26 protein-coding genes are annotated in these 25,030 nt (G+C 66.7%); 16 read left to right on the top strand and 10 right to left on the bottom strand.

All coding sequences use genetic code 11. The annotated features are described in order from the left end of the window. Window positions 1-294: 294 nt before the first annotated feature. Window positions 295-438 carry a hypothetical protein gene (locus AB1I47_RS27185; protein WP_354686802.1) on the bottom strand — a complete coding sequence of 48 codons (144 nt, stop codon included), beginning with the start codon at window positions 436-438 and terminating at the stop codon, window positions 295-297. Between the two features lie 216 nt (window positions 439-654). Here AB1I47_RS27185 and AB1I47_RS27180 point away from each other — a divergent pair, with 216 nt between their 5' ends. From AB1I47_RS27180 to AB1I47_RS27110, 15 genes are all read left to right on the top strand, one after another. After that, entirely contained in the window at window positions 655-834 is a 180-nt protein-coding gene (locus tag AB1I47_RS27180) for a Flp family type IVb pilin (RefSeq protein ID WP_354686801.1), read from the top strand. Between the two features lie 86 nt (window positions 835-920). Beyond that, window positions 921-1,112: a Flp family type IVb pilin gene (locus tag AB1I47_RS27175; RefSeq protein ID WP_354686800.1), complete on the top strand. Its 192-nt coding sequence runs from the start codon at window positions 921-923 to the stop codon at window positions 1,110-1,112. Between the two features lie 36 nt (window positions 1,113-1,148). After that, window positions 1,149-1,682: an A24 family peptidase gene (locus AB1I47_RS27170; protein WP_354686799.1), complete on the top strand. Its 534-nt coding sequence runs from the start codon at window positions 1,149-1,151 to the stop codon at window positions 1,680-1,682. A 77-nt stretch (window positions 1,683-1,759) separates the two neighbouring features. Then, window positions 1,760-3,178 carry a P-loop NTPase family protein gene (locus tag AB1I47_RS27165; RefSeq protein WP_354686798.1) on the top strand — a complete coding sequence of 473 codons (1,419 nt, stop codon included), beginning with the start codon at window positions 1,760-1,762 and terminating at the stop codon, window positions 3,176-3,178. A 41-nt stretch (window positions 3,179-3,219) separates the two neighbouring features. After that, on the top strand, window positions 3,220-4,065 hold the full coding sequence (gene cpaB / locus AB1I47_RS27160; protein ID WP_354686797.1) for a Flp pilus assembly protein CpaB: 846 nt from the start codon (window positions 3,220-3,222) through the stop codon (window positions 4,063-4,065). Window positions 4,066-4,129: 64 nt separating this feature from the next. Continuing rightward, window positions 4,130-6,034 carry a type II and III secretion system protein family protein gene (locus tag AB1I47_RS27155; RefSeq protein ID WP_354686796.1) on the top strand — a complete coding sequence of 635 codons (1,905 nt, stop codon included), beginning with the start codon at window positions 4,130-4,132 and terminating at the stop codon, window positions 6,032-6,034. Between the two features lie 26 nt (window positions 6,035-6,060). Next, window positions 6,061-6,396, top strand: a complete 336-nt coding sequence (locus tag AB1I47_RS27150) for a hypothetical protein (protein WP_354686795.1) — start codon at window positions 6,061-6,063, stop codon at window positions 6,394-6,396. Between the two features lie 22 nt (window positions 6,397-6,418). After that, the gene (locus AB1I47_RS27145; RefSeq protein WP_354686794.1) at window positions 6,419-7,717 is read left to right on the top strand and encodes a pilus assembly protein TadG-related protein; all 1,299 of its coding nucleotides are present in this window, start codon (window positions 6,419-6,421) and stop codon (window positions 7,715-7,717) included. Between the two features lie 9 nt (window positions 7,718-7,726). Beyond that, a complete protein-coding gene (locus tag AB1I47_RS27140) occupies window positions 7,727-8,236 on the top strand; it encodes a TadE/TadG family type IV pilus assembly protein (RefSeq protein ID WP_354686793.1) in 510 nt (169 codons plus the stop codon). After that, window positions 8,233-8,691 carry a TadE/TadG family type IV pilus assembly protein gene (locus AB1I47_RS27135; protein WP_354686792.1) on the top strand — a complete coding sequence of 153 codons (459 nt, stop codon included), beginning with the start codon at window positions 8,233-8,235 and terminating at the stop codon, window positions 8,689-8,691. Before AB1I47_RS27140 ends, AB1I47_RS27135 begins: the two co-directional genes overlap by 4 nt. 76 nt (window positions 8,692-8,767) lie before the next feature. Beyond that, the gene (locus AB1I47_RS27130) at window positions 8,768-9,961 is read left to right on the top strand and encodes a CpaE/TadZ family protein (protein ID WP_354686791.1); all 1,194 of its coding nucleotides are present in this window, start codon (window positions 8,768-8,770) and stop codon (window positions 9,959-9,961) included. A 47-nt stretch (window positions 9,962-10,008) separates the two neighbouring features. Then, the gene (locus tag AB1I47_RS27125) at window positions 10,009-11,382 is read left to right on the top strand and encodes a TadA family conjugal transfer-associated ATPase (RefSeq protein WP_354686790.1); all 1,374 of its coding nucleotides are present in this window, start codon (window positions 10,009-10,011) and stop codon (window positions 11,380-11,382) included. Window positions 11,383-11,427: 45 nt separating this feature from the next. After that, on the top strand, window positions 11,428-12,405 hold the full coding sequence (locus tag AB1I47_RS27120; RefSeq protein WP_354686789.1) for a type II secretion system F family protein: 978 nt from the start codon (window positions 11,428-11,430) through the stop codon (window positions 12,403-12,405). A gap of 63 nt (window positions 12,406-12,468) precedes the next feature. Further along, window positions 12,469-13,443: a type II secretion system F family protein gene (locus AB1I47_RS27115; RefSeq protein ID WP_354686788.1), complete on the top strand. Its 975-nt coding sequence runs from the start codon at window positions 12,469-12,471 to the stop codon at window positions 13,441-13,443. 203 nt (window positions 13,444-13,646) lie between these two features. Further along, on the top strand, window positions 13,647-14,432 hold the full coding sequence (locus AB1I47_RS27110; protein ID WP_354686787.1) for a metallophosphoesterase: 786 nt from the start codon (window positions 13,647-13,649) through the stop codon (window positions 14,430-14,432). Between the two features lie 21 nt (window positions 14,433-14,453). Here the strand turns inward: AB1I47_RS27110 and AB1I47_RS27105 are convergent, their stop codons facing one another. From AB1I47_RS27105 to AB1I47_RS27065, 9 genes are all read right to left on the bottom strand, one after another. Beyond that, window positions 14,454-14,933, bottom strand: coding sequence for a ParB N-terminal domain-containing protein (locus tag AB1I47_RS27105; protein WP_354686786.1), 480 nt, complete (start codon window positions 14,931-14,933; stop codon window positions 14,454-14,456). 10 nt (window positions 14,934-14,943) lie between these two features. Next, window positions 14,944-15,072 carry a hypothetical protein gene (locus AB1I47_RS27100; protein ID WP_407935917.1) on the bottom strand — a complete coding sequence of 43 codons (129 nt, stop codon included), beginning with the start codon at window positions 15,070-15,072 and terminating at the stop codon, window positions 14,944-14,946. 335 nt (window positions 15,073-15,407) lie between these two features. Next, window positions 15,408-17,051 (bottom strand): chaperonin GroEL, encoded by a 1,644-nt coding sequence (gene groL, locus AB1I47_RS27095; RefSeq protein WP_354686785.1) that lies wholly within the window; start codon window positions 17,049-17,051, stop codon window positions 15,408-15,410. Window positions 17,052-17,096: 45 nt separating this feature from the next. Further along, entirely contained in the window at window positions 17,097-17,387 is a 291-nt protein-coding gene (gene groES, locus AB1I47_RS27090) for a co-chaperone GroES (RefSeq protein WP_063237002.1), read from the bottom strand. A gap of 279 nt (window positions 17,388-17,666) precedes the next feature. Then, window positions 17,667-20,771, bottom strand: a complete 3,105-nt coding sequence (locus AB1I47_RS27085) for an efflux RND transporter permease subunit (protein WP_354686784.1) — start codon at window positions 20,769-20,771, stop codon at window positions 17,667-17,669. A 9-nt stretch (window positions 20,772-20,780) separates the two neighbouring features. Next, window positions 20,781-21,899, bottom strand: coding sequence for an efflux RND transporter periplasmic adaptor subunit (locus tag AB1I47_RS27080; RefSeq protein WP_354686783.1), 1,119 nt, complete (start codon window positions 21,897-21,899; stop codon window positions 20,781-20,783). A 9-nt stretch (window positions 21,900-21,908) separates the two neighbouring features. Continuing rightward, window positions 21,909-22,478, bottom strand: a complete 570-nt coding sequence (locus AB1I47_RS27075; RefSeq protein ID WP_354686782.1) for a hypothetical protein — start codon at window positions 22,476-22,478, stop codon at window positions 21,909-21,911. Then, window positions 22,475-23,689 carry a TolC family protein gene (locus AB1I47_RS27070; RefSeq protein ID WP_354686781.1) on the bottom strand — a complete coding sequence of 405 codons (1,215 nt, stop codon included), beginning with the start codon at window positions 23,687-23,689 and terminating at the stop codon, window positions 22,475-22,477. The genes AB1I47_RS27075 and AB1I47_RS27070 overlap by 4 nt, the downstream gene beginning before the upstream one ends. A gap of 97 nt (window positions 23,690-23,786) precedes the next feature. Next, window positions 23,787-24,140 (bottom strand): hypothetical protein, encoded by a 354-nt coding sequence (locus tag AB1I47_RS27065; protein WP_354686780.1) that lies wholly within the window; start codon window positions 24,138-24,140, stop codon window positions 23,787-23,789. A 265-nt stretch (window positions 24,141-24,405) separates the two neighbouring features. On the opposite strand from AB1I47_RS27065, the gene AB1I47_RS27060 reads away from it, so the two are divergent. Then, a complete protein-coding gene (locus AB1I47_RS27060) occupies window positions 24,406-24,852 on the top strand; it encodes a hypothetical protein (protein ID WP_354686779.1) in 447 nt (148 codons plus the stop codon). Window positions 24,853-25,030: the final 178 nt, after the last annotated feature.

The following is a 25,030-nucleotide window of genomic DNA, read 5'->3' as shown; positions in this document are numbered from 1 at the left end:
AATCCGTCGATCTAGTCCTTCCGTCGCGCCTGCGCAAATGGCGTTAACTGCCTGCGTTTCCGCACAGCAACGAAGCACGGCCAGGATGCGGTTTTCGGGCTCAGCGAGGTCCATGCCACGGTGCATCGCTACCCGCAAAGCCTTATGCCACACCGGTTTGCCCGGGGCTGGCCCACACTTTGCCTATACCTGGCATGCGGCACCGCAGTCTGGAATGCCGCAATGCCAGCGCAACGTTCGCCGGCATCAGAAGTAAAAAACTATACGGGGAAATTAGCCATGCGAGCTGTCCGCTCACTTGCGATGCCACACCGGAATGTCGGCCACGCTGCCGGCACCAGAGGTATCGGCACCACGCCATTCCGCTGCCTGGCCCGCAAAGGCCATGTGCAGCACGCCGCGCGGTGCATGCACGTGTCGGCCGAGCGTCGGCTGCAAGCGCGCAGCTCGTGTGACTCGCACGGCGGCCCTGGCCGCTGGCCGTTCCATGCCTGCGCCATCTGCGCGCCGCCCTGCCACCGCTTCTTCCAGCGCTGACCAGCTCAGCGCCGACACCGCAGTCCCGCAGTCTTACCAACTTGCTGCGCTTCGGCAACTATCCAGCCAGCCGCTTCGCAGCGCTGCAGCACCTTCTCTCAATCAAAGGAGATAGTCATGGAACACATCGCCCAAACCGTCAAGCAATTCATCCGTGATGAAGATGGCGTCACCGCCATCGAGTACGGCCTGATCGCCTCGCTGATTGCGGTCGTGATCATCGTCTCGGTGCAGACCGTTGGCAACAAGCTCAACGCAATCTTCGACTACATCCAGGGCAAGCTGACCACGCCGTAAGCACACCGGCAATCAAAGCAGCACCAGGCGTGGACCGCAAGGGTCCACGCCCGCCTCCTTCTGAACGTCTGAATCCGGAGATCAGCATGTCAACGATCAATGCTCATCTGAAGCGGTTTCTGCGCGATGAGCGCGGAGTAACGTCGATTGAATACGCATTGCTCGGCGCGCTGCTCGCCATGGCAATCGTCAGTGGCGTCAGTGCGCTGGGTAATTCGGTCGGGTCTCTTTACCAGATGATCGCGACCAAGGTGTCATCGCTGCCCGCGCTGCCCTGAGCCGCAGCCGGACCACGAACGCGAGCCGATCCAGCCATGTCCGCCACCGCCACGCTCTCCCCCTTTATCGGTCCGATCGTCATTGCGATCGTACTCACCGCCGCAGCCATCGACCTGCATCGCCGGCGCATTCCGAACTGGCTCACGTTCGGCGCATGGATCGTTGCACTGCCGGTGCAGGTTGCCATGCATGGCGTGCCTGGCGGCGCATCCGTCTGGGCCCTGGGCTGGCTCACCGGGTTCGGCATCATCCTGCCCTTCTACCTGATGCGCGGCATGGCCGCCGGCGACGTCAAGCTCATGACAGCAGTAGGCGCGTGGCTTGGCACCGGCATGGCCCTGAAGATCGCGCTGGCAACCTTCGTGATCGGCGGCGCGTGGGCGCTGATACAGATCCTCGTAACGGGGCAAGCCAGAGCGACCCTGTTCCGCGTCGGACACATGCTGTTCGCCGCCTTGCTGCCCGGCTCCAGGCCAGTGCAGCCCGATACCGAAGCCTCCGCCGGCACCATGCCCTACGGTGTATCCATCGCAGCCGGCACGCTGGCCATGCTCTTTGCCAGCACATGACACAGACAACACAACCGCACCTGCCTGTGGCGGGGCATTGAACAACCAGGACACGAAGAAAGCAACGGGGAGCGGCAATGAACGAGCATCACGACACGGGAAATACACCGCGGCTGCTGGAGGCGGTCATGGGCGGCAGGAATGCCGGCACGGACCACGGCTCCCTGCCGCTGCCACCCTGGCATGTGCTGCCGCGTACCGCCGCGGATACCGGGCTGGAGATTGCCCAGTTGCTCGGCCTGCTGATGAAGGCCGCCTACCTGCACCGCACCGTTACGCTCGCGGTGCTGACCGACACGCTCAAGCTGCCGGCCACGGTCGTCAATGAGGTTGCCGCCGTCGCCGTACGCGAACGCCTGCTGGAAATCGCACACCGCGGCGCCAGTGACCTGGACGTGCGCTTCCGCCTGACGGACGCCGGCTATACGCGCGCAGCCGAAACCTCGGCGCGCTGCAGCTACACCGGCGCCGCGCCGGTCACGCTCGATGCCTATCTCGATGCCGTTAAACGCCACTCGGTCAGTCACGCGTCAGTGACCAAGGCGGACGTCACCGCGGCCTTCCATGACCTGGTGATTCCGGTCCGTCTGCTGGATTCAATCGGCATGGCGCTGAATACCTGCCGCGCGCTGATGATCTACGGCCCCGCCGGCAGCGGCAAAACTTACCTGGCGCAGCGCCTGGGCATGCTGCTGCCGGGCGCCGTGCCGGTGCCGCACGCCATCACCGTGGCTGGCGAGATCATCCAGGTGTTCGATCCGCTGGTTCATGTGCCCTTCGATGAAAGCGAGGCTTCGCTGGCGCGCCGTTCACTGGATCGCCGCTGGGTCCTGTGCCACCGCCCGGTGGTGCTGTCAGGCGGCGAGCTCACGCTGTCCATGCTGGATCTGCGCTACGACCGCACTGCAGGCTTTTACCAGGCGCCTCCGCATATGAAGGCCAACAACGGCATCTACATCATTGACGACCTGGGCCGACAGATGGTCGGCGTCACCGACCTGCTGAACCGCTGGATCGTGCCACTCGACCGCGGTGTCGACATGTTCACGCTGCAGACGGGCGTGCGTTTCTCGGTACCGTTTGACGTCTGGCCGGTGTTCTCCACCAATCTGGAGCCCGCGGCGCTGGAAGACGACGCCTTCCTGCGCCGGCTTGGCAGCAAGCTCTATGTGGGCGCGCTGTCGGTGGACGACTACCGCGAGGTGTACCAGCGCACCGTCAACGATTACGGACTGACCAGCACTGATGCCGTCTTCGACTTCCTGGTCGACAGCCTGCACTACGCAAGCGACACGCCGCTGCTGGTCTGCATCCCGCGCGACCTGCTGCGCCTCGTCGCCTCCGGCGTGCGCTACCACGGCGGCGCTCCGCACGTCACCGAGGAGGGGCTGCTGGCTGCCTGGCAGAGCTATTACGGGCTGCGGACCTCGGCCGAAGGTATGCCGGCGACCAGCAGGAGCACCCGCTGGTCCGACGACCAACGCGCGGCGAGCTGAACCGCACCAGCCAACACGGACAACTGTAGGGGAGAGTCATCATGAAAAACACACGTGCAATCCTGATGCTGCTGATTGCCCTCGTCGCCGGCGCGGCGGCGGTGGTATCTGCATCGCGCTGGCTGATGGAGCAATCGTCCAGCTCGGTAAAGCAAGTCGTGGTAGCCACCGTCGACCTCAACCTGGGGCAGCCGCTCAACGGCAGCCAGTTGCGGCTGGTGAGCTGGCCCTCGGGCAGCGTGCCGCCGGGCGCGTTCGAAGACCTGAAGGCGCTGGAAGGACGCGTGGTGCGCACCAGCCTGCAGCGCGGCGAGCCCGTGCTCGACGCCAAGCTGGCGCCGATCGGTACCAAGGGCGGCCTGTCCGCGGTGATCAACGAAGGCAAGCGCGCCATCACGGTCCGCGTCAACGACGTGGTCGGCGTGGCCGGCTTTGCGCTGCCCGGCAACTACGTCGACGTGATCGTCAATACCAGCGAAGAAGCCAAGAGCACGCAGAACGCCAGCATCTCCAAGATCGTGCTGGAGAAGATCCTGGTGCTGGCGGTGGCGCAGCAAGTGAGCCGCGACGACACGCAGCCCAAGGTGGTCAACGCCGTGACGCTGGAAGTCTCGCCGGAGCAGGCCGAGAAACTGGACGTGGCGCGCAGCGTGGGCACGCTGTCGCTGGTGCTGCGCAACCAGATGGATGCGGCTGACATCAATACCGGCGGCGCCACCAAGGGCACGTTGCTGGGCAAGGCCCCGGAACCGGCGCCGGTCAAGGTGGTGACCCAGACCGCAACACGCACCGTGGTCAAGACCCGCACGGTGGTGGCGCAGCCTGCGCGCTCCGGCAACTGCATCGGCGTGCTGGCCGGCATGCAGGGCGGCGTCGAATGTTTCTGACCGCGCCTGTGCATGGCGCCCAACGAGTCCTAATAAGCATCACCGCTCCGGGGGGAGATTCCAAATGAACCAGAACAGAACCGAAGTCGCAGGCGGCACCCGCATCCTGGTGCTGGCCGCCATTCTCTGCACACCGCTGGCCGCTGCAGCGCAGGCTGCACTCGAGGCAGGCAACCTGGTCAAGACGACCACGCCTGCCGCGGCAAAGGCCCCGGCGGGCCCGATGACGATCAGCGTGACGCCCGGTACGGCCAAGCAGGCGGCGGCAGCACCAGCTGCAGCCGTCCCGATAACGGAGACACGTGGACCGAAGTGCACTGGCGCCATTCGAAGTGAGACAAACGTTATGGTTCCGGTCGGCAAGTCCCAACTGATCCCTCTGTCCGAACCCATGAGCTACCGCACGGTCGGCAATACCGACGTGGTAGAGGTCGTAACGGTCTCGCCACAGACTCTATACGTGTTGGGCCTTAGCGTGGGCACCACCAACATGATCGTGCAGGGCCGCAGCGGCTCCTGCAGCATCATCAACGTGGTGGTTAATGCCGATGCCGGAGGCCTGCAGACTTCGCTCGGACAACTGCTGCCAGGCGAGCCCGGCATCCGGGTGATGACTGCCGCCGACAACCTGGTGCTGACCGGCAGCGTCACCAACGCGCAGTCTGCGCAGATGGCTATGGACATCGCCCAGGCATACGCCAACGCTGCGCAGAGCGAAGTCAGCAAGAAGGGAGATGGCAGCAAAAAGGGAGATGGCAACAAGAAGGGCGGCGTGCTCAACATGATGTCGGTGGACAGCCCGCAGCAGGTGATGCTGGAAGTGAAGGTGGCGGAGGTCTCCAAGACGCTGCTGAACCAGCTCGGCTCGACGGTGAACCTGCAGGGCGGCTTCGGCTCCTGGAGTGGCGGGCTGGTGACGTCGCTGCTGAGTGGCGCCTCGACCGCGATCTTCGCCAGCAAGGCCAACAACCGGCCGTTCGACATCGCCCTCGATGCGCAGAAGAACGACAGCCTGGTCAAGATCCTGGCCGAGCCCAACCTGGTCACCATCAGCGGCCAGGAAGCCAGCTTCCTCGCCGGCGGCAAGATCTACATCCCGGTGGCGCAGAGCAATGCGCTCGGCGGCCAGGCCACCATCACGCTGCAGGAGGAAGAATTCGGCGTGGGGCTGAAGTTCACGCCCACCGTGCTGGCCAACGGCCGCATCCACCTGAAGGTGGCGCCGGAAGTATCCGAGCTGTCGCCCACCGGCGCCACCGTGCGCGGCAGCAGCCTGACCGGCCAGACCGTGCTGCCGGTGATCACCACGCGGCGCGCCTCCACCACCGTGCAAATGCGCGACGGCGAGAGCTTCGCCATTGGCGGGCTGCTCACCGACAGCGCTCGCGGCTCGCTCAAGGCGCTGCCGGGTGCTGGCGAGGTTCCGGTGCTTGGCACGCTGTTCCGCAGCACGCAGTACCAGCAGGACCTGAGCGAACTGGTGTTCATCATCACGCCACGCCTGGTCAAGCCGATGCAGACCACCAACTACCCGCTGCCGACCGACAGCTTCTCCACGCCGAACCCGCTGTCGCTCTACTTCATGGGCAATATGGAAGGCCGCGGCAAGCCGATGCCGGTGCCCGCGCCGACTCCGTCGCAGCCCGCCGCGCCTGCCGCAGCGCCTGCCACCGCACCGTCGGCACCGCGCAGCGAAGCCGCGCCGACGTCGGTGTCGATGGGCCCGGTGCCGAACGGACGTCCGCTGGATGAGCCGGTTGCGCCCGCGGTCGCACCGGTGGCCATCGCCGAGGCACCCAGGCCTGCTGCGGCAGCCCAGGCGCCCGCACAAAGGATCGCGGCCGCGCCGCCGGCCGAAGACACCGCCGCGCGCATCGCCCGCATCGAAGCCACCGCCGCGCGCCTTGCGCAGGCACGGGCCGCCGCTACCACCAGCACCGCCGGCCGCAGTGCCTCGGGCGGCAACTGAACCGACGCGCCCACAGGAGAACGATCATGAGCAAGAACCTGAAGCTTTCGCGCGGCGCCGCCGCCCTGGTGCTCGGCACCCTCGCCTGCCTGACGCTGTCGGCCTGCATGACTTCCACGCCGGTGTGGGACCGCCAGCGCGGCGTGGCGCTGGCCACGGTCACGCAGATGCAGATCATCAATCCCGACGCGCCGGCGGGCCTGCCCACCATCACCGGCACCGACGGCAAGACCGCGGTCGCGGCGATGAAGAACTTCGACCGCTCGCTGTCCAAGGGCCAGCAAGGCGGCTCGCCCGCCATGACCATCGACTTCGGCGCCGGCGGCTACGGCGGCGTAGGCATGGGCGGCGGTTCGCGCTAATCACTACAAGGAGAGCGCCATCATGACCAGACCCAGGCTTCACGGCACGACACTGGCGCGCCGCCACACGCGGCAGCGCGGCGCCGTCGCCATCATCATGGGACTCGTGATCGTGGTGCTGGTCGGCTTTATCGGCCTGGCGCTCGATCTGGGCAAGCTGTACGTGGCCAAGAGCGAGCTGCAGAACAGCGCCGACTCCTGCGCGCTGGCGGCGGCGCGCGACCTGACCGGCGCCACGCCGCTGGCGATCTCGGAAGCGGCCGGTATCACGGCCGGCTCCCGCAACCTGGCGCTGTTCCAGAAGGAGCAGGTGCAGTTGGTGGCGAGCCAGAGCGTGCGCTACACCGACTCGCTGTCCAATCCCTTCCTCGACAAGGATTCGTCCACCTACGCACTGAACACCATCAAATTCGTGCGCTGCGATGTCTCGCGCGTCGGCATTGCCAACTGGTTTGCCCACGTGCTCAACGTCATGCCCGGCATCAATATCGGGCCCAGCACGGTAGCGGCGTACGCGGTTGCCACTACCACCTCGGCCCAGACCACCTGCGCGATCCCGGTATTCGTGTGCCGGCCTGACACTGCCCACCCGCCCGTGCCCGGCGGCTACACCATCGGCCAGTGGCTGGTCACCAAGGCGGGCACCGAAGACAAGAACAGCGTGGCCTATGGCGGCGGCAACTTCGGCTGGGCCGACCTGACCGGCGGCAGCAGCGCCAAGGACGTGGCCAACCAGCTCAAGGGCGCGGGCCAGTGCAACCTCCCCGCGACGGGTGCGATGATCGGCACGACCGGCGAGAAGGCCTCGATCGCCGACGAATGGAACAGCCGTTTCGGCATCCTCAAGGGTGGCAACCCGCAGGGCGTGACCGACTTCACCGGCTTCGCCTACACGGACGCCACCTGGACCGCCAAGTTCAACGCCTACGACGGCAGCTCGACCGACAGCCTGGGCAATGCGCAGCCCAACTTCCTGGCAGCGCGCAAGGCCTACCGCGCCTACCAGGGCGACCCTACCACGCTGCTTGACACGCAAGGCACCGCCGCTCCCAAGGCGACCTACGAGTCCGGCGCCGACCGCCGCCTGGTGCTGGCGCCGATCGTCGACTGCACCGCGCTTGGCACGCCCGGCGTCCACAAGATCCCGGTCACCGGCTGGGCCTGCCTGCTGATGGTCGAGCCCCTGCAGAAAGGCGGGAACAACAGCACGGTGCGGCTGGAGTACCGGGGCGATAACGTGGCGAGCAGTCCCTGCGCCACGCAAGGGCTGCCGGGCTCGAGCACGAGCAACGGCCCCCTGGTGCCGGTGCTGGTGCAATAGGAGACAGCGATGAAACGGCTGACGGCATCACACAAGCGCCAGCGCGGCGTGGCCGCGGTGGAGTTCGGCATCCTGCTCGCACCGATGGTGCTGATGGCCTGCGGGGTGGCCGAGTTCGGGCGCGCGATCTACCAGTACGACACGCTGACCAAGGCTACGCGCACGGCGGCACGCCACCTGTCGCAGTTCTCGCCGGACGACGTCACCTATCCGACCGCCGCGGCCAAGTGCCTGGCGGCGTACGGCAACCGCACCTGCTCCGGCCAGCCGCTGGCGCAGGGGCTGACCACCTCCATGGTGGTGATCTGCGACCGCGTGGACGCCAGCGGTTGTCCCGGCCAGTCGTTCAGCAACGTCAGTACCTACGACAACCCGGACGGCACCGGCACGCCGGCCGGCACGGTGAACCTGGTCGCCGTGCGGATCACCGGCTTCGCCTATTCCCCGCTGCAGTCCTTTATCAATGTGGCCGGACTGACCTTCGGCGACATCACCACCGTCATGAGGCAGGTGCTATGAAACCGCTCGCCCCCTCTCGCGCCCTCGCGCGCCAGCGTGGCACCACCATCGTGGAATTCGGGCTGATCGCGGGCGTGTTCCTGACGCTGCTGATCGGCATCGCCGAGTTCTCGCGCGTGCTGTTCTACTGGAACACCGCCGCCGAAGCGACGCGCCTGGGCGCGCGCATGGCGGTGGTATGCGACGCGGGCGACGCCATCGTCAAGACGCGCATGCGCAGCATGCTGCCGCTGCTGCAGAACTCGAACATCAGCGTGGCCTACCAGCCCGCCGGCTGCGATTCGGACCCTGCCACGGCGCGCTCCACCTGCCAGAGCGTCTCCGTCAGCGTGACCGGCGTCACGGTGGCCACGGTGATCCCGCTGGTGCCGATGAGCTTGGGCATGCCGCCGTTCACCACGACCCTGACACGCGAAAGCCTGAGCACGTCCACCGGAGGCTCGGTATGCAGCTGATGCGCCCCGACCGATCCGGCTCCATCCGACCACCGACACCGCACCCAAGCATCGACCAGAGCATTGCGAGGACATCATGCTGAAGATCCTGATCGCATCCGAAGACACCGAACGGCTCGCCGAGATCAACCGGCTCAGCGCCGCAGTCGGCAACTTCCAGGCCACGTCGCTGCAGGAAAGCCTGGCGCGCTTCCCGTTCCATGCCAGCCGCCTGCGCATGGCCGACCTGCTGATCCTGGAACTGCCCGCCATCGGTTCCGGGCAGATCCTGGCCATCGAGACACTGCGCCAGCAGCACCCCGACCTGCCCTGCATCCTGGTTACGCAGTCGCCCGACTCCGAGGTGCTGATCAAGGCGATGCGCGCCGGCATCCGCGACGTGCTGTCGTGGCCGCTGGACAAGGGCCAGCTTGCCGAGGCACTCAAGCGCGCGGAAGCCACGCATGTGCCACGCGAGCACCACGCCGCGCAGGTGATCTCGGTGATCTCGTGCAAGGGCGGCGCGGGCACCAGCTTCATCGCCGCCAACCTGGGCGACGCGCTGGCGCGGCACTTGGGCAAGCGCGTGCTGGTGGTGGACCTGAACCGGCATTTCGGCGACCTAACTCACCTCGTCAGCGACAGGGCCCCGCCCTCCACGCTGCCCGACATCTGCGGGCAGATCGAACGGCTGGACGCCGCCTTCCTCGGCGCCTGCCTGGTGCATGTGGACAACGGCTTCGACGTGCTCGCCGGCGCCACCGACCCCGTCAAGGCCACCCAGATCCAGAAGGACAAGCTGGAGTGGATCCTGTCGGTGATGCAGCCCAGCTACGACTTCGTGATCTTCGACATCGGCCAGAGCATCGACCCCGTCTCGATCGGCATGCTCGACCACAGCGACCGCATCTGCGTGGTGGCTGAGCCCCTGATTGCGTACGGCCGCGCCGGGCGCCGCCTGGTCGAGATCCTGCGCGCGCTGCACTACCCGGCCGACAAGCTGCGCCTGGTGCTCAACCGCACCGGCCGCAAGAACGAACTCCCCCGCGCAACGATGGAGGAGATCTTCGGCCTGAAGGTCGCCTTTGCCCTGCCCGACGACCCCGCCGTGGTGGACGAGGCCGTCAGCCACGGCGAGCCCGTGGCCAAGGTGAGCCGGCGCAGCGGCATTGCCCGCGCGCTGCAGGCCATGGCTACGCAGTTCATCACCACGCCCGAGGCCGAGCGGCGCCTGCGGCCCGAGCCGGTATCGCCGCTGCGCCGGCTGATGCTGCGCGCCAAGAGCACCTGAGCGCCGGCCGAATCCATTCAAACACAATAGAACGAGGGGAAAACATCATGTCCATCCGCGAACAACTGGCAAGCACCACAGCCGCCTTTAGCGCCAACGGTCACGCCTCGATCCACTTCGGCGGGCAGGCCACGGCCGCCACCTCGCCCGGCTATCACGCCCTCAAGCGCGACGTGCACGAGACCGTGCTCGACCGCGTGGAGCTGGAGCGCCTGGCTCGTTTTCCGCAGGAACAGGTCAGGCAGGAGATCGGCACCCTGGTCAACCTGATTGTCGACGAGCAGAAGGTGCTGCTCAACGACAACGAGCGCCGCCAGCTGACTGTGGAGATCTACGACGAGATGTTCGGCTTCGGCCCGCTCGAGCCGCTGCTGACCGACCCCACGGTGTCCGACATCCTGGTCAACACCGCGCGCCAGACCTATGTGGAGCGGCGCGGCAAGCTGGAACTGACCGACGTGGTGTTCTACGACGACGCCCACCTGATGAAGGTGATCGAGAAGATCGTGTCGCGCGTGGGCCGCCGCATCGACGAAACCAGCCCGATGGTGGACGCGCGCCTGCCCGACGGCTCACGCGTCAACGCCATCATCCCGCCCTCGGCCATCGACGGCCCGCTGCTGTCGATCCGCCGTTTCTCGGTCAATCCGCTGCAGGTCTCCGACCTGGTCAACCTGCGCAGCCTGACGCCGCCGATGGCGCAGATGCTGCAGGCACTGTCGACGGCCAAGGTCAACGTGCTGGTGTCGGGCGGCACCGGCAGCGGCAAGACCACAATGCTGAATATCCTGTCAGGCTTCATTCCCGAGGATGAGCGTGTGATCACCATCGAGGATGCGGCCGAGCTGCAACTGCGCCAGCCCCATGTGCTGCGCCTGGAAACGCGCCCGCCCAATATCGAAGGCAAGGGCGAGATCAACCAGCGCGCACTGGTGCGCAACGCGCTGCGCATGCGCCCGGACCGCATCATCCTGGGCGAAGTGCGCGGCGGCGAGGCGCTGGACATGCTCAACGCGATGAACACCGGCCACGAAGGCTCGCTCACCACCATCCACGCCAACACCCCGCGCGATGCGCTGACGCGGCTGGAAAACATGGTCAGCATGGCCGGCCTGACCATGCCTGCAAAAGCCATGCGCCAGCAGATCGCCTCCGCCATCACCGTGATCGTGCAGGCGGCGCGCATGACCGACGGGCGCCGCAAGATCGTCAGCATCTCGGAGATCACCGGCATGGAGGGCGACATCATCAACATGCAGGAGATCTTCACCTTCCAGCGCACCGGCGTGGACAAGGACGGCACCGTGCGCGGGAACTTCCGCGCCACCGGCGTCTATCCCAAGTTTGCCGAGCGGCTGCGCGTGTTCGGCGTGGGCCTGCCGGATGAAACCTATGACCCGGCCAAGCGCTACGAAGTCTGATCCGCCCGTCCAGATACAACGACAAGCAAACCCGGGGAGATACACATGAGCACGATCTTCTACGCCTTCGCCATCCTGCTGTTCGTTGCCGTCGTGCTCTGCGTCGAGGGCATCTACCTGTGGTGGAACAACGCCCACGGCCCCGCGGCCAAGCGCATCGAGGCCCGGCTGCGGACACTGTCCGCGGGCGGGCAAGTCAGCGCCGAGCGCCTGTCGATCCTGAAAAAGCGCATGCTGAGCGACACGCCGCTCATGCAGCGTTGGCTGATGAGCGTGCCGCGCATCGGCACGCTGGACCGCTGGCTCGAGCAGTCGGGCAGCAGCTGGTCGGTGTCGCAGCTGCTAGGCTACTGCGGCCTGGTGGTGCTGTGCGCGGTGGCGCTGGTGCCCCTGCTGCCGGTGCCGGTGCCGATGATCCTGGGGGGTGCCGCACTGGCGGGTGTGCTGCCGGTGCTGATGGTGATCCGGCAGCGCCAGAAGCGGCTCAAGCAGATGGAAGCGCAACTGCCGGACGCGGTGGACATGATCAGCCGCGCCCTGCGCGCCGGCCATGCGTTCAGCGGCGCGCTGGGCATGGTCGGGACGGAGATAAAGGCGCCGATCGGGCCGGAGTTCCGCACCACCTTCGAAGAGATCAACTACGGCGTGGCGCTGAACGAGGCCATGACCAACCTCGCCATCCGCGTGCCAATCAACGACTTGCGCTACTTCGTCATCGCGGTGCTGATCCAGCGCGAAAGCGGTGGCAACCTGGCGGAAATCCTCGACACCATCGGCAACCTGGTGCGCGAGCGCCTGAAGCTGTTCGACAAGATCCGCGTGCTGTCCGCCGAGGGTCGCCTGTCGGCTTGGATCCTGGGGCTGCTGCCCTTTGGTACTGCCGGGATGATCCTGGTGGTCAACCCCCAGTTCATGCGGGTGTTGTGGGAAGACCCGATGGGCCTGCGCATGATCGGTGGCGCGGCGGTGTCGATGGTCTTCGGCGTGCTGTGGATGCGCAAGATCATCCGCATCCGGGTCTGAACGCGGGCATGCAGCGCCAACTGCCATAACAAAAACGCACAGCCATCGAGAGGGGAGTCCATCATGCAAGGCATTATCCAGGGGTTCCAGTCAGACCAGTTGGTCCTGCTTGGGCTGATTTTCGTGGCCGCGTTCGGCATGGTGTTCGGCGTGCTGCACGTGCTGTCGCCCAACCGCATGCGGGGGCGCATGGAGCAGATCGCCGGACAGGGGCGGGCGGAACCCGACGCCGGCAAGCAGCATGCCTGGGTCGAGAAGATGCTGCACTGGTCCAGGCACATCTCGCGCTTTTCGTTGCCCAAGGAAGGCTGGGAAAACTCGCAGCTGCGTGTGCGCTTCATGAACGCCGGCTGGCGCAACGCCAACGCCGCGCCGATGTACTTTGCCGGCAAGACGGTACTGGCGGTGTTGCTGCCGATGATCGGGCTGTTGGCGCTCAGCGGCCAGCAGGCCTTCCAGGAGCGCAACATGATGTTCGGGCTGCTGGCGGTGCTGGGCGCACTCGGCTACTACCTGCCGAACGTGGTGCTGGCGCGCAAGGTGGCGCAGCGCAAGCGCCTGGTGTTCGAAGAGTTCCCGGACGTGATCGACCTGCTGACGGTCTGCGTGGAGGCAGGACTCGGGCTCGATGCGGCACTGATGCGCGTGGCCGACGAACTCGCGCTGCGCTGCCCGGTGCTGGCCGATGAGCTGCAGTTGATGCTGCTGGAACTGCGCTCCGGCTTCTCCAAGGAAAAGGCGTTGTCGAACCTGTCGCTGCGCACCGGCGTCGAGGACGTGGACAAGTTTGCGTCGATGCTGATCCAGGCCGAACGCTTCGGCACCAGCCTGGGCGAGTCGCTGCGCGTGCTGTCCGAAATGCTGCGCACCAAGCGCCGCATGCTGGCCGAGGAGCAGGCCGCCAAGATCGCCCTCAAGCTGCTGTTCCCGCTGATCTTCACGATCTTCCCGTCGCTGCTGCTGGTGCTGCTGGGGCCCGCGTTCATCCAGATCTACCGTGTCCTGCTGCCGACCATGGCAGGCGGCCAGGGCGGGTGACGCCACACAATTGGGTACCGCCAACGGTTCCCCCGGCTGTCTCCCGGTGCAATGCCGGCCAGACAGTCCCTTGCCCGGACCTGGTTCCGGGCTTTTTTCTTTGCCGGTTTTTCTGCCGGATGAGGGCGGGACTTGACCAGATCCGCTACGTTCTTAAGAATGCAGTCAATCCCCACGCAGCCAGGTCCTCGCCCGGAGTCCCCATGAAGCTACGCATCCTGAGCGATCTCCATATCGAGCACAACATGCCGCAGTCGGTCACGGATTGCGACGCCGACATCGTCGTACTTGCCGGCGATATCGCCAACGGCCGCGACGGCATCGACTGGGCGGCGCGCACCTTCAGCCAGCCTGTGGTCTATGTGCCGGGCAACCATGAATACTACGAAAGCAACTTCGACGCCGTCGACCGGCTGATGGCCGAAGCCGCCGCCGAGCACCCGGGCATGCATGTGCTCAACGGCACCGTGGCGGAATTCAACGGCGCGCACGGGCGTGTGCGCATCCTCGGCACCACGTGGTGGACCGACTACACCCTCTTCGGCAACGACCGGCGCGACGATGCGATGCAGGCGTGCGCCGCGGTGATGCTGGACCACCGGCTGATCGAGCTGGCAGGCGACGACGGCAAGCCGCGGCATTTCACGCCGCAGGATGCGCTGGCGCGCCACGAGGCGGCATCGGCCTGGCTCGCAGAGCAACTGGCGCAGCCTTACGACGGCAAGACCGTGGTGGTCACCCATCACGGGCCTGATCTGGGCAGCCTCGACCCGCGCTATTCGCACGATCTGGTTTCCGGCGGCTTCCTGTCGCGCCGGCCAGACCTGGTGGCCCGGGCCGACCTGTGGATCCACGGTCATACCCACACCAGCTTCGACTACTGCATCGACGATTCGCGCGTGGTGTGCAATCCGCGCGGCTATGTCAGCCGCCGCACCGGCGAGCTGGAGAACGCCCGCTTCGACTGGTGCTGCGTGGTCGACGTCTGACCGCGCAGACCGCACATCCACTTAAGCGCCCTTCAGCTGCGAAGCGCCCTTCAGCTGCGCGAGCGGGACCGCCGTATCCGGCAGCCGCGGCTCGAACAGATGCCGTGTGGTCTTGTAGGGGAAGAGCGCGCCGGCCGCGATGGTGCGGAAGATCCGCGCGATATCGAAAGACTCTCCGGTGTTCCAGTCGCGCACCCGTACGCGCGGGTCGCCGTAGCGCAACAGGATGCAGGGCACCGCGCGCAGCCCCAGGCGCATCGCGGCGCGCAGCCTGTGGTTGCCGTCCATGATGATGCCCTGCGTGCTTTCCACCACGATGGGCTTGCGCCAGCGGCCATCGCTGGCGATCACGTCGGCCAGCCGCGAGACGCTCTCGACATCTACCTGCTCTGACGGGCGGAGAAAGGACAGGGGCCGCAGCGCGATGCCGTAGCCGGTACTGGTGTTGGCGACGGCGTCGGCGGTCACGAGCAGATCGGGCTCCATTTCAGTCATCGACATCGGTTACTCCTTACGAGGCTGCGGCGCGCACGGCGCCGTCCAGGTCCAGGATCACCGCATCGGGCATGGCCCGTACAGCCTTGTCGAATGGTTCCGGCCGGTTACCCGGCACGAACCGGTAAGTCACGGGTGGCTTCATTTGGCGTTTCGCTCCCAAGTCTCTGTTTGCAACGACGCGATGTCGTTGTTCGCACAATTTAGTTGATAACGATTCGCATTTGCAATAATATTTTTTCGGCGCGCACCCCCGGCCCTCTCCCGCAAGCGGGAGAGGGGGAGCAAACCGGCAGCATCCGAGATGTCCCAGGCCTGTTGTTGCGGTCGTAGGCAAGGCGAGCCGATACATGCCACCACCCCACGCAAACGCTCCCCGGTATGCCACCCAAAAACAAAAACCCCCGCGGGCTCGCACCCGCGGGGGTTTTTTGCTTTGACAGCACTGCCGGCGATCCACCGGCAGTCGGTCGGCACAAATTACATCATGCCTTCCATGCCGCCCATGCCGCCCATGCCGCCCGGCATTGCCGGAGCCGACTCTTCCTTCGGCGATTCGGCAACTGCGCAGTCGGTGGTCAGCATCAGCGAAGCCACCGAAGCGGCGTTCTGCAGTGCGGTGCGGGTGACCTTGGTCGGGTCCAGCACGCCCATTTCCACCAGGTCGCCGTACTCGCCCGAAGCCGCGTTGTAGCCGTAGTTGCCCTTGCCTTCGATGACCTTGGCGACGACGACCGACGCTTCTTCACCGGCGTTCAGCACGATCTGGCGCAGCGGCTCTTCCATGGCGCGCAGCACGATCTTGATACCGGCGTTCTGGTCGGCGTTTTCGCCGGTCAGTGCCGAGATCGCAGCGCGGGCACGCAGCAGGGCCACACCACCGCCGGGGACGATGCCTTCTTCCACCGCAGCGCGGGTGGCGTGCAGGGCGTCTTCCACGCGGGCCTTCTTTTCCTTCATTTCGACTTCGGTGGCAGCGCCAACCTTGATCACGGCAACACCGCCGGCCAGCTTGGCCACGCGCTCTTGCAGCTTCTCACGGTCGTAGTCCGAGGTCGCTTCTTCGATCTGGGCGCGGATTTGCTTCACGCGGCCTTCGATCGCCGATGCGTCGCCGGCGCCGTCGATGATGATGGTGTTTTCCTTGCCGATTTCGATGCGCTTGGCCTGGCCCAGGTCGTTCAGGCCAGCCTTCTCCAGCGTCAGGCCGATCTCTTCAGCGATCACGGTGCCGCCGGTCAGGATGGCGATGTCTTCCAGCATGGCCTTGCGGCGGTCGCCGAAGCCCGGGGCCTTGACGGCGGCGGTCTTCAGGATGCCACGGATGTTGTTGACCACCAGGGTCGCCAGGGCTTCGCCTTCGACGTCTTCAGCAACGATCAGCAGCGGGCGGCCGGCCTTGGCCACTTGCTCCAGCACCGGCAGCAGGTCGCGGATGTTGCTGATCTTCTTGTCGAACAGCAGCACGAACGGGCTGTCCAGCTGGACAACCTGCTTTTCCGGGTTGTTGATGAAGTACGGCGACAGGTAGCCGCGGTCGAACTGCATGCCTTCCACGACTTCCAGCTCGTCGGCCAGCGACTTGCCGTCTTCAACCGTGATCACGCCTTCCTTGCCGACCTTGTCCATGGCTTCGGCGATGCGCTCACCGATCGAGGTGTCGCTGTTGGCCGAGATCGCGCCAACCTGGGCGATTTCCTTGCTGGTGGTGGTAGGCTTGCTGACCTTCTTCAGCTCTTCCACGGCGGCGGCGACAGCCTTGTCGATGCCGCGCTTCAGGTCCATCGGGTTCATGCCGGCGGCAACGAACTTCATGCCTTCGCGCACGATCGACTGGGCCAGCACGGTTGCGGTGGTGGTACCGTCACCGGCGTTGTCGCTGGTCTTGGAAGCCACTTCCTTGACCATCTGGGCGCCCATGTTCTGCAGCTTGTCCTTCAGCTCGATTTCCTTGGCCACGGACACGCCGTCCTTGGTCACGGTCGGGCCGCCGAAGCTGCGCTCCAGCACCACGTTGCGGCCCTTCGGGCCCAGGGTCACCTTGACTGCGTTGGCGAGGATGTTCACGCCTTCGACCATCTTGGCACGTGCGGCGTCGCCGAACACTACGTCTTTAGCTGCCATTATTGAATCTCCTGAAATCTGTACGGGTGGCGATGAGTGGGTGAATTACTTGTTCACCACGGCCATGATGTCTTCTTCGCGCATGACCAGCAGTTCCTGGCCTTCCACCTTCACGCCCTGGCCGGCGTACTTGCCGAACAGCACGCGGTCACCGACCTTGACGTCGAGGGCGATGTTGTTGCCCTTGTCATCCTTCTTGCCAGGACCGACTGCCAGCACTTCGCCTTGATCGGGCTTCTCGGCAGCGTTGTCGGGAATCACGATACCGGACGCGGTCTTGGTTTCGTTGTCCAGACGCTTCACGATCACGCGGTCGTGCAAAGGACGCAGATTCATACGGACTCCTAGATACAAAAGTGAGTTTCGATTCACAAATCGGCCGGCTACCGAGGCGACGGCCGTCTGAAATGTTCAGGTATCGCAAGAGGCACTTGAGGCTGTTAGCACTCACCCCTGGCGAGTGCTAATTATAGGGACGGGGTATGGGCATTTCAAGACAGGGACTTGATACGGGTTTTCCCGAGGCCGGCGGCTTGCCCCTGTGGCCGGGGCTCGGGAGCCAGGTAGCGCGGCCGGTCCGGGGGGTTTTTGCAGCTTCGCTGCCCAAGCCCTTGGTTAATAGGCCCCGCCCTGCTGCTGCGACAGGAGCCGCTCCAGCGGCCGGCGCCCGAACAGCCAGAACGCCAGCGGGGTCAGCAGCGAATCGAGGACGGTCGAGCTGATCAGGCCGCCGAAAATCACCACCGCGACCGGGTGCAGGATCTCCTTGCCAGGCGCATCGGCCGAGACCAGCAGCGGCACCAGCGCGAACGCGGCAACCAGCGCAGTCATCAGCACTGGCGTCAACCGCTCCAGCGAGCCGCGCACGATCATCGGCACGCCGAAGGTCTCGCCCTCCAGCCGGCACAGGTTGATGTAGTGGCTGACCTTGAGGATGCCATTGCGGCTGGCGATGCCGGCCAGCGTGATAAAGCCGACCATGGACGCCACCGACAGCGTCACGCCGCCCACCCACATGGCGATCACGCTGCCGATCAGCGCAAACGGGATGTTGGCCATGATGATCAGCGTCAGCGTCGTGGAGCGGTAGCGCGAGTAGAGCACCAGGTAGATCAGCGCCAGCGATACCAGGGACAGCGCAACGATCAGCTGCGTGGCCTGTTCCTGGGCCTGGAACTGGCCTTCGATGCTGATGAAATAGCTGCCGGGCAGCCCGGCGCGCGCAACGGCCGCACGCACATCGCCGATGATCCGCCCCATATCCGATCCATCCGTGTTGGCGTAGACCACGATGCGCCGCCGGCCGTTTTCGCGGCCGATCTGGTTGGGTCCGTCGCCTTCCTCGACCGTGGCGATGGCCGACAACGGCACGGGCCCGCGCGGAGAATCGAGCATGACGCGGGACAAGTCCTGCGGCGTGCGCCCGGCATCCGGCAACCGCACCACCAGGTCGTAGCGGCGCACGCCTTCGATCACCTGCGTCACGCGCGAGCCTTCCGACAGCGTCTGCAACGCCTGCAGCGCCGCGCCGGCCGGGATGCCGTACTGGGCGGCCTTGCGGTAATCCAGGCGCACGTTCACCTGCGGGATCAGCACCTGCCGCTCGACGGTGATATCGACCAGGCCCGGCATGGCGGCAAGCCGGCCGCGCACGTTTTCGGCCAGGCCGCGCAACGTATCGAGATCGTCGCCATAGATCTTCAGCGCAATCTGGGCGCGCACGCCGGACAGCAGGTGATCCAGCCGGTGCGAGATCGGCTGGCCGATCGCCACCGACGCGGGCAGCGTGGCGAGCTGCGCGCGGATCGCGGCCATCACCTGCTCGCGGGTGCGGCCGGAGGGCTTCAGGTCGATGTCGATCTCGGACGAATGCACGCCTTCGGCATGCTCGTCCAGTTCGGCACGCCCGGTGCGGCGTCCGACCTGCGTCACTTCCGGAACCTGCCGGACCAGCGTCTCCGCCAGCGCGCCCATGCGGTTGGCTTCGGCCAGCGAGGTGCCCGGATTGAACATCAGCGACATCACGAGCGAGCCTTCATTGAACGCTGGCAGGAAGGCGCGAGGCAGCAGCGGCACGGTGGCGGCCGCCACCACGACGGCGGCCGCGGCGGTGGCAAGGATGGGCCGCGCGCGCGGCATCGACCAGGCCAGGATGCGCGTGTCGAACCGTTTGAGCCACGCCACCAGCGGACTGTCCGGATGATCCAGCCGCTTCATCCTCGGCAGCAGGTAGTACGACAGCACCGGCGTCACCGTCATCGACACCAGCATCGAGGCGAGGATCGACACAATGTAAGCGATGCCCATCGGGGCAAACAGCCGCCCTTCGATGCCCGGCAGCGCAAACAGCGGCACGAACACCAGCACGACCACCAGCGTGGCATAGACAATGCCCGAGCGGACTTCGACCGATGCGCGCCAGATCATCTCCAGCACCGGCGGCGGGTTGTGCATGGTCTTGCGCTGCCTGAGCCGGCGCACGATGTTCTCCACATCCACCACCGCATCGTCGACCAGCTCGCCGATGGCGATGGCCAGCCCGCCCAGCGTCATCACGTTGATCGACTGGCCCAGCAGCCGAAACGCCAGCGCGGTGACCGCCAGCGACAGCGGGATCGCCACCAGCGAAATCGCGGTGGTGCGCGCGCTCAGCAGGAACGCGAACAGGATCACGGTCACCATGATGGCGCCGTCGCGCAGCGCCTCGACCACGTTGCCGATCGATGCCTCGATGAAGTCGGCCTGGCGAAACAGCACCTGCGGCGCGGACAGGCCCGGCGGCAGGCCTTGCCTGAGCTCGCCAAGCGCGGCTTCGAGGTCGCGCGTCAGCCGTACCGTATCGGCCGCGGGCTGCTTCTGCACGCTGACGATCACCGCCGGGTTGCCGTTGAATCCCGCGTCGCCGCGCTTGAGCGCCGCGGCATGGCGCACGCCGGCCACCTGCTCCAGCAAGACCGGCATGCCGTCCTTGTACGCCACGGCAAGCCCCTTCAGGTCTTCGAGCCGGTTGGTGCGGCCGAGATTGCGGATCAGGTACTCGCGCCCGTTCAGGTCGATAAAGCCGCCGCTGGTATTGGCGGCGAACTCGCGCAGCGCGCCTTCTACCTGCGCCAGCGTCACGCCGAACTGCGCCATGCGTGCGGTATCCGGTTCGACACGGAGCTGGCGCACCTCGCCGCCGATCGGAATGACCTGCGAAACGCCGGCGACGGAAAGCAGGCGCGGCCGCAGCACGAAATCGGCGTATTCGCGCGCCTGCATCGGGCTGGCCCTGGCCGGGTCGATCGGCAACGCGATCAGCATGATCTCGCCCATGATTGACGAGACCGGCCCCAGGATCGGTGTGAGCCTGCCCGGCAATTGCTCCCTGACCAGCGCCAGCCGCTCCGACACCAGCTGGCGGTTGCGGTAGATATCGCTGCCCCAGTCGAACTCGGCATAGACGATCGACAGCCCCACCCCCGAGACCGAGCGCACACGCGTGACGCCGGGCATGCCGTTGAGCGCGGTCTCGATCGGAAATGACACCAGCAGCTCCACTTCCTGCGGCGCCATGCCGCCGGCTTCGGTGATGACGGTGACCAGCGGCTTGTTGAGGTCCGGGAAGACATCCACCGGCGTGCGCGAAGCGGTGAACGCGCCATACACCATCAGGATGAAGGCGACGGCCAGTACCAGCAGGCGGTTGCCGAGGCTGGCGCGAACGATCCAGTTGAACATGCGCGCCCCTCAGCGGACCTGGTTGATCAGCGCCGCACCGGACACCACCACGCGATTCTCGGGCGACAGGCCCCGGATCACGACCACGGTGCGCGCATCCAGCACGCGCGCTTCCACCGGCTGGGCGATGAAGCGCTGCGTGCCGGACTTGATCCACACCACCGGCAGGTTGCTGGCATTGCGCACCACGGCCGCGCTCGGCAACGCGATCCCTTTGAGCGTATCGGTCAGCGTGGCCACGACCGTCACGGGCTGCCCCACCGCCAGCGGCGCGCTGTTCCCGCTAAGCCGGAACACCAGCGGCACGGCACCATTCTTCAAGCTGCGGCCGGCGCCGACGAAATCCAGCCTGCCGCCTTCCGCCCGGCCCAGTGTCCCGCCTTGGATGCGGTTGGCCAGCGACGCGTCCGCGGAGCTGGCCTCGATCAGCATGCGGGCCGGGTCCACCACCTCATACAGCACGTCGCCGGCCGCGACCACCTGCCCGGCCAGCGCGTTGGCCGTGGCGATGACGCCGCTGGCCGGCGCGGTCAGCGTATCGGTCCGGTGCAGGCTCTTGCCCACTGCCTCGCGCTGGCCGGACAGGCTCTGCACTTCGGCGCGGGCGGCATCGATTTCCTTGCGCGGGATGCTGTCCTGCAGCGATTCCAGCCGTTGCAGCCGCTGCCGCGCCAGTTTCAGGTCAGCGCTGAGGCTGGCGAACCGGGCCTGCTGGTTGCCGATATCGAAGGGCTCGTTTTTGTGCCGCAGCAAGGCCAGCACCTGGCCCTTGCTGACACGCTGGCCCAGCACCGGGAAGCCGCCCGGCGGGGGGTCGATCCAGCCAGCGTGCCCGGCCTGCAGGCGTCCCCCCGCATTGGGATCGATGGCCACCACGGCATTCAGCTCCACCGTCACGGGATGCGTAGCTTCCTGCGGCATCGTGGTGCGGATGCCCATGCGGCGTTGGGCGAGCTTCGGTATCCGGACGCTGCCGTCCGGCAGCCGGGCCAGGCCGCTGCCGGCGGCCGACCCGGGTGCGTCAAGGTGTTCGCCATCCGGTCCGTGCGCGCCGGGTCCGGCCAGTGCGGGCATGGCCGCACTGGCTGCCAGCGCAATGGCGAGCGTCGCGAAAGTCGTCTTCAGCATGTCCGGGCCTCAGGGCTTCGTGTGGATATGACGGCGCTGCCGCCGCCAGGCTGCCGCAGCGAGGGCAAGCGCCACGGCAATGAGCAGGGCCAGCACGGCCCACCGCCACGGCGACCGCCGGAACGCTTCCAGGCCGTGCGCATGCGCGTCTCCGGCAACGTTCAGGTGGCCCTCGATCAGGTCGGCGTCATTGCCGGCAACCAGCGTGAACACCAGCGCATGGTTGCCGGGCTGGCGCAGCGCCTTGAGCAGCCTTTCGTCAGTAAAGGAGTAGTCGCCGACGTCGGCGTGCAGCTTGCCCGGCGCCTGGATGCCGTTGAACTCGACCTCCAGCGTGCCGTCCAGCACCGGTTCATTGGTGGCGTAGCGGTCCACCAGCACGGACAGTTCATCGGCGGCCAGCGTGCCGACCAGCTCGAACATCTCCGTGCTGGCTTCGATGGTGGGCCGGGCATCTGCGGTGGCGCCGGATGCTGCCGGCGCATCCAGGTGCTCGCCGCCTGGGCCATGGGCGCCGGGCCCGGCCTGCGCGGCGCAGGCCAGGGACAAGAGCAGGGAGAAGAAGATGTGGCGGATCATGGCAGGACTCCGAGCGCCTGGTTCAGGGTGGCGATGGCAAGGCCGCGCCGGGCACGCTGGCGTGCCAGGTCGGCTTCGGCTTCGAGCGCCTGGTTCTGCGCGCGCAGTACCTCGGGCAAGCCGATTTCGCCGGCATTGAAGGTCTTGCGCAGCAAAGCCGCCCGTTCGGACAGCGTGGCGCTGCGTTCCTCGGTCAGCCTGAGCTGCTGCGCGGCCAGCGACAACGCCGCCCGTGCCGCATCGATCTCGGCGCGGACGATGCGTTCAGTGCGCTCGAGTTCGGCCCGGGCCGTCATCAGCTCGGTCTGCGCGGCGGTCTCGCGCGGCAGGTTGCGCGCGTCGGTGGCAAAGGGAATCCTGACGAACAGGCCGACGGTCTGGTCGGCCGGCATCCCGCCGCCGGCGCGGTCGTTGCGGTACAGCACGCCCACTTCCGGCGGATCGCGGCGCGATTTGCGCAGGTAGCCCACCTGGCGCTCGCTGCGCAGCATGGCGCGCTGCGCGGCTTCCACCCGCGGATGCGCAACCGCGCCGGCCATCGGATCAGCACCGTTGGCTGCGTCCTCCTCGTAGCGCAGCGGCAGTGCCGGGACGCCGCTGGCCTGCAGCAGCCGCGCCCTGGCATCCACCAGGCGGGCCTCGTTCTCCGCAAGCAAGGCCTGCGCCGCCAGGTAGTCCTGCTGCGCCAGCAGCAGGTCGGTGCGCGCCAGGTCGCCCGCGCTGACGCGCCGGCGCACATCGTCGCGAAGCGACGCGGCATTGTCCGCGCGACGCCGCATGACATCGCGTTCCCACTCCGCGGCGGCAAGCTGCCAGACGCGCTCGCGCACTTCCGCGGCCAGGGTCAGCCGTGCCACGGCGGCGCCGGACTCGGCCTCGGCCGCCTGCGCATCGGCAAGCTCGCCACGCGCCGCGCGCTGGCCCGGCATCCAGACCGGCACGCCGAGCTGGACCTCGCTCTCGCGCACGCCGCGATTGCCGCTCCAGCGGTCATCCCGGTGCAGCAGCCCCAGCGTGGGCGCACCGGCGATCAGCGAGTCCGCCTGGATACGGCTGGCCGCCGCCTCCTGGCGCCGCCCCTCGGTGGTCTGGAAGGCAACGGACCGCTCCCAGGCGGCATTGAACAGCGCGTGCAGGTCCGCCGGCGCGGCCTGGCCATGGGCCATCGACGCCAGCGCGGACGCAATGATGAAAATAAATGACTTCTGCATGGGATCCCCGACGCATATCGCAATAACAAGCAATGCGGCGGGGCGCGGCGCAAGCCATGGCGCCACGGTCAGCGATCAACAGGTTGATGCCCCGCCGTCAGGCGGGCGCGTGAGGGGGGCGCAAGGGGGGACTGCGGCCGGGATCGGGCATGCGGGCGCCGAGGAACAGCGGCTCGGCCTCGGTCCGCGGTCCTGCCGGCGGCAGCAACATTAAAGGCAAGGCCGCCTGGAAGTTGGTGCCGTAGTCGAAGTCAAGCTGGTGCGAAGCCGATGCCGGGGAATCGTCGAACGCGATCTCGCCGTCGTCGTCGTGGTGATGCGGGATATGTTCGGCGTGCGCGACCAGATGGTCCGGCGGGAAGCCGGCCGAATGCGCCAGTTGCCGTTGCGCTGCGGCCAGGGCCTGCAGCGGCAGGACCAGCATCAGGAGGATGGCAATCACGCGCGACATAGGCCGGAATTTTACATGACACGCAGGCTTGCTGAGGCGGGGCGGCGCTGCCGGCGCTGTGCCAGCGGCAGTTGCCGCGACGCAACGGCGCGGCTTGTAGGAGTATGACTGGCGCCGCTTCGGCGCCTGCCCGACAGCGCAACACCGCCCTGCTGCCTAGACTGAGGGCTACCGTTACATTTCTGCCTTGGCAGGAATGTGCGGCCCAAGCCGCGCCGGGCGCATCCGCCGCCGGCGCCTCCGACAACAACTCTGGAGGTTCTCCATGGATCCGAAACAGCCCGCTCGTCTTCCCAAGATCGTCGGCGCGATTGCCGCCGGCCTGGCAGGGCTCAGCTGCGCCGCTGCAATAGCCCAGACTCCGGCAACGCCCGCGACCCCGGCCACGCCGGCCACGCCGGCCACCCCGGCTGCACAAGGCATGCCGGCAACCCCCGCGACTCCCGCCATGCCTGCCACGCCCGCCACGCCTGGCACGCCCGCAGGCGCACAAGGTGTATCGCCCGGCGTGACGCAGATCCAGCCGCCGAAGGACCCGCTGGTCGAACGCCGCGAAGCCCGCCGTCAGGCCGCCGCTGAGTACAAGGCCAAGAAGAAGACAGCGAGGGGCGAGTACAAGGAAGAAGTGGGCGCTGCCAGACAGGAGCGCAAGACCGAGAACAAGGCTGCTGACGCCGAGGCCAAGCAGGAGTTGACGGCGCCGAAGCAATGATCCCCACATAGGTGGGCAAGGCGAGCGGTTTTGGGTGGTCCAAAGCCGCCTGAACTAAGAAGCCACATCAAGCCCATCCGAGCTGGCCTAAGCAAGGTGTTCTCCCTCTCCCCTCAGGGGCCTCAGGGGGGAGAGGGACCGGGGGGAGGGGTGGTTTAGCCAGGAACCACATCAAGCG

Source organism: Cupriavidus necator, assembly GCF_040578825.1.
In the GTDB taxonomy this organism is placed as follows: Bacteria; Pseudomonadota; Gammaproteobacteria; order Burkholderiales; family Burkholderiaceae; genus Cupriavidus; species Cupriavidus necator_E.
Note: the sequence above shows the minus strand (reverse complement) of the source record. Positions and strands in the feature narration are given on the sequence as shown.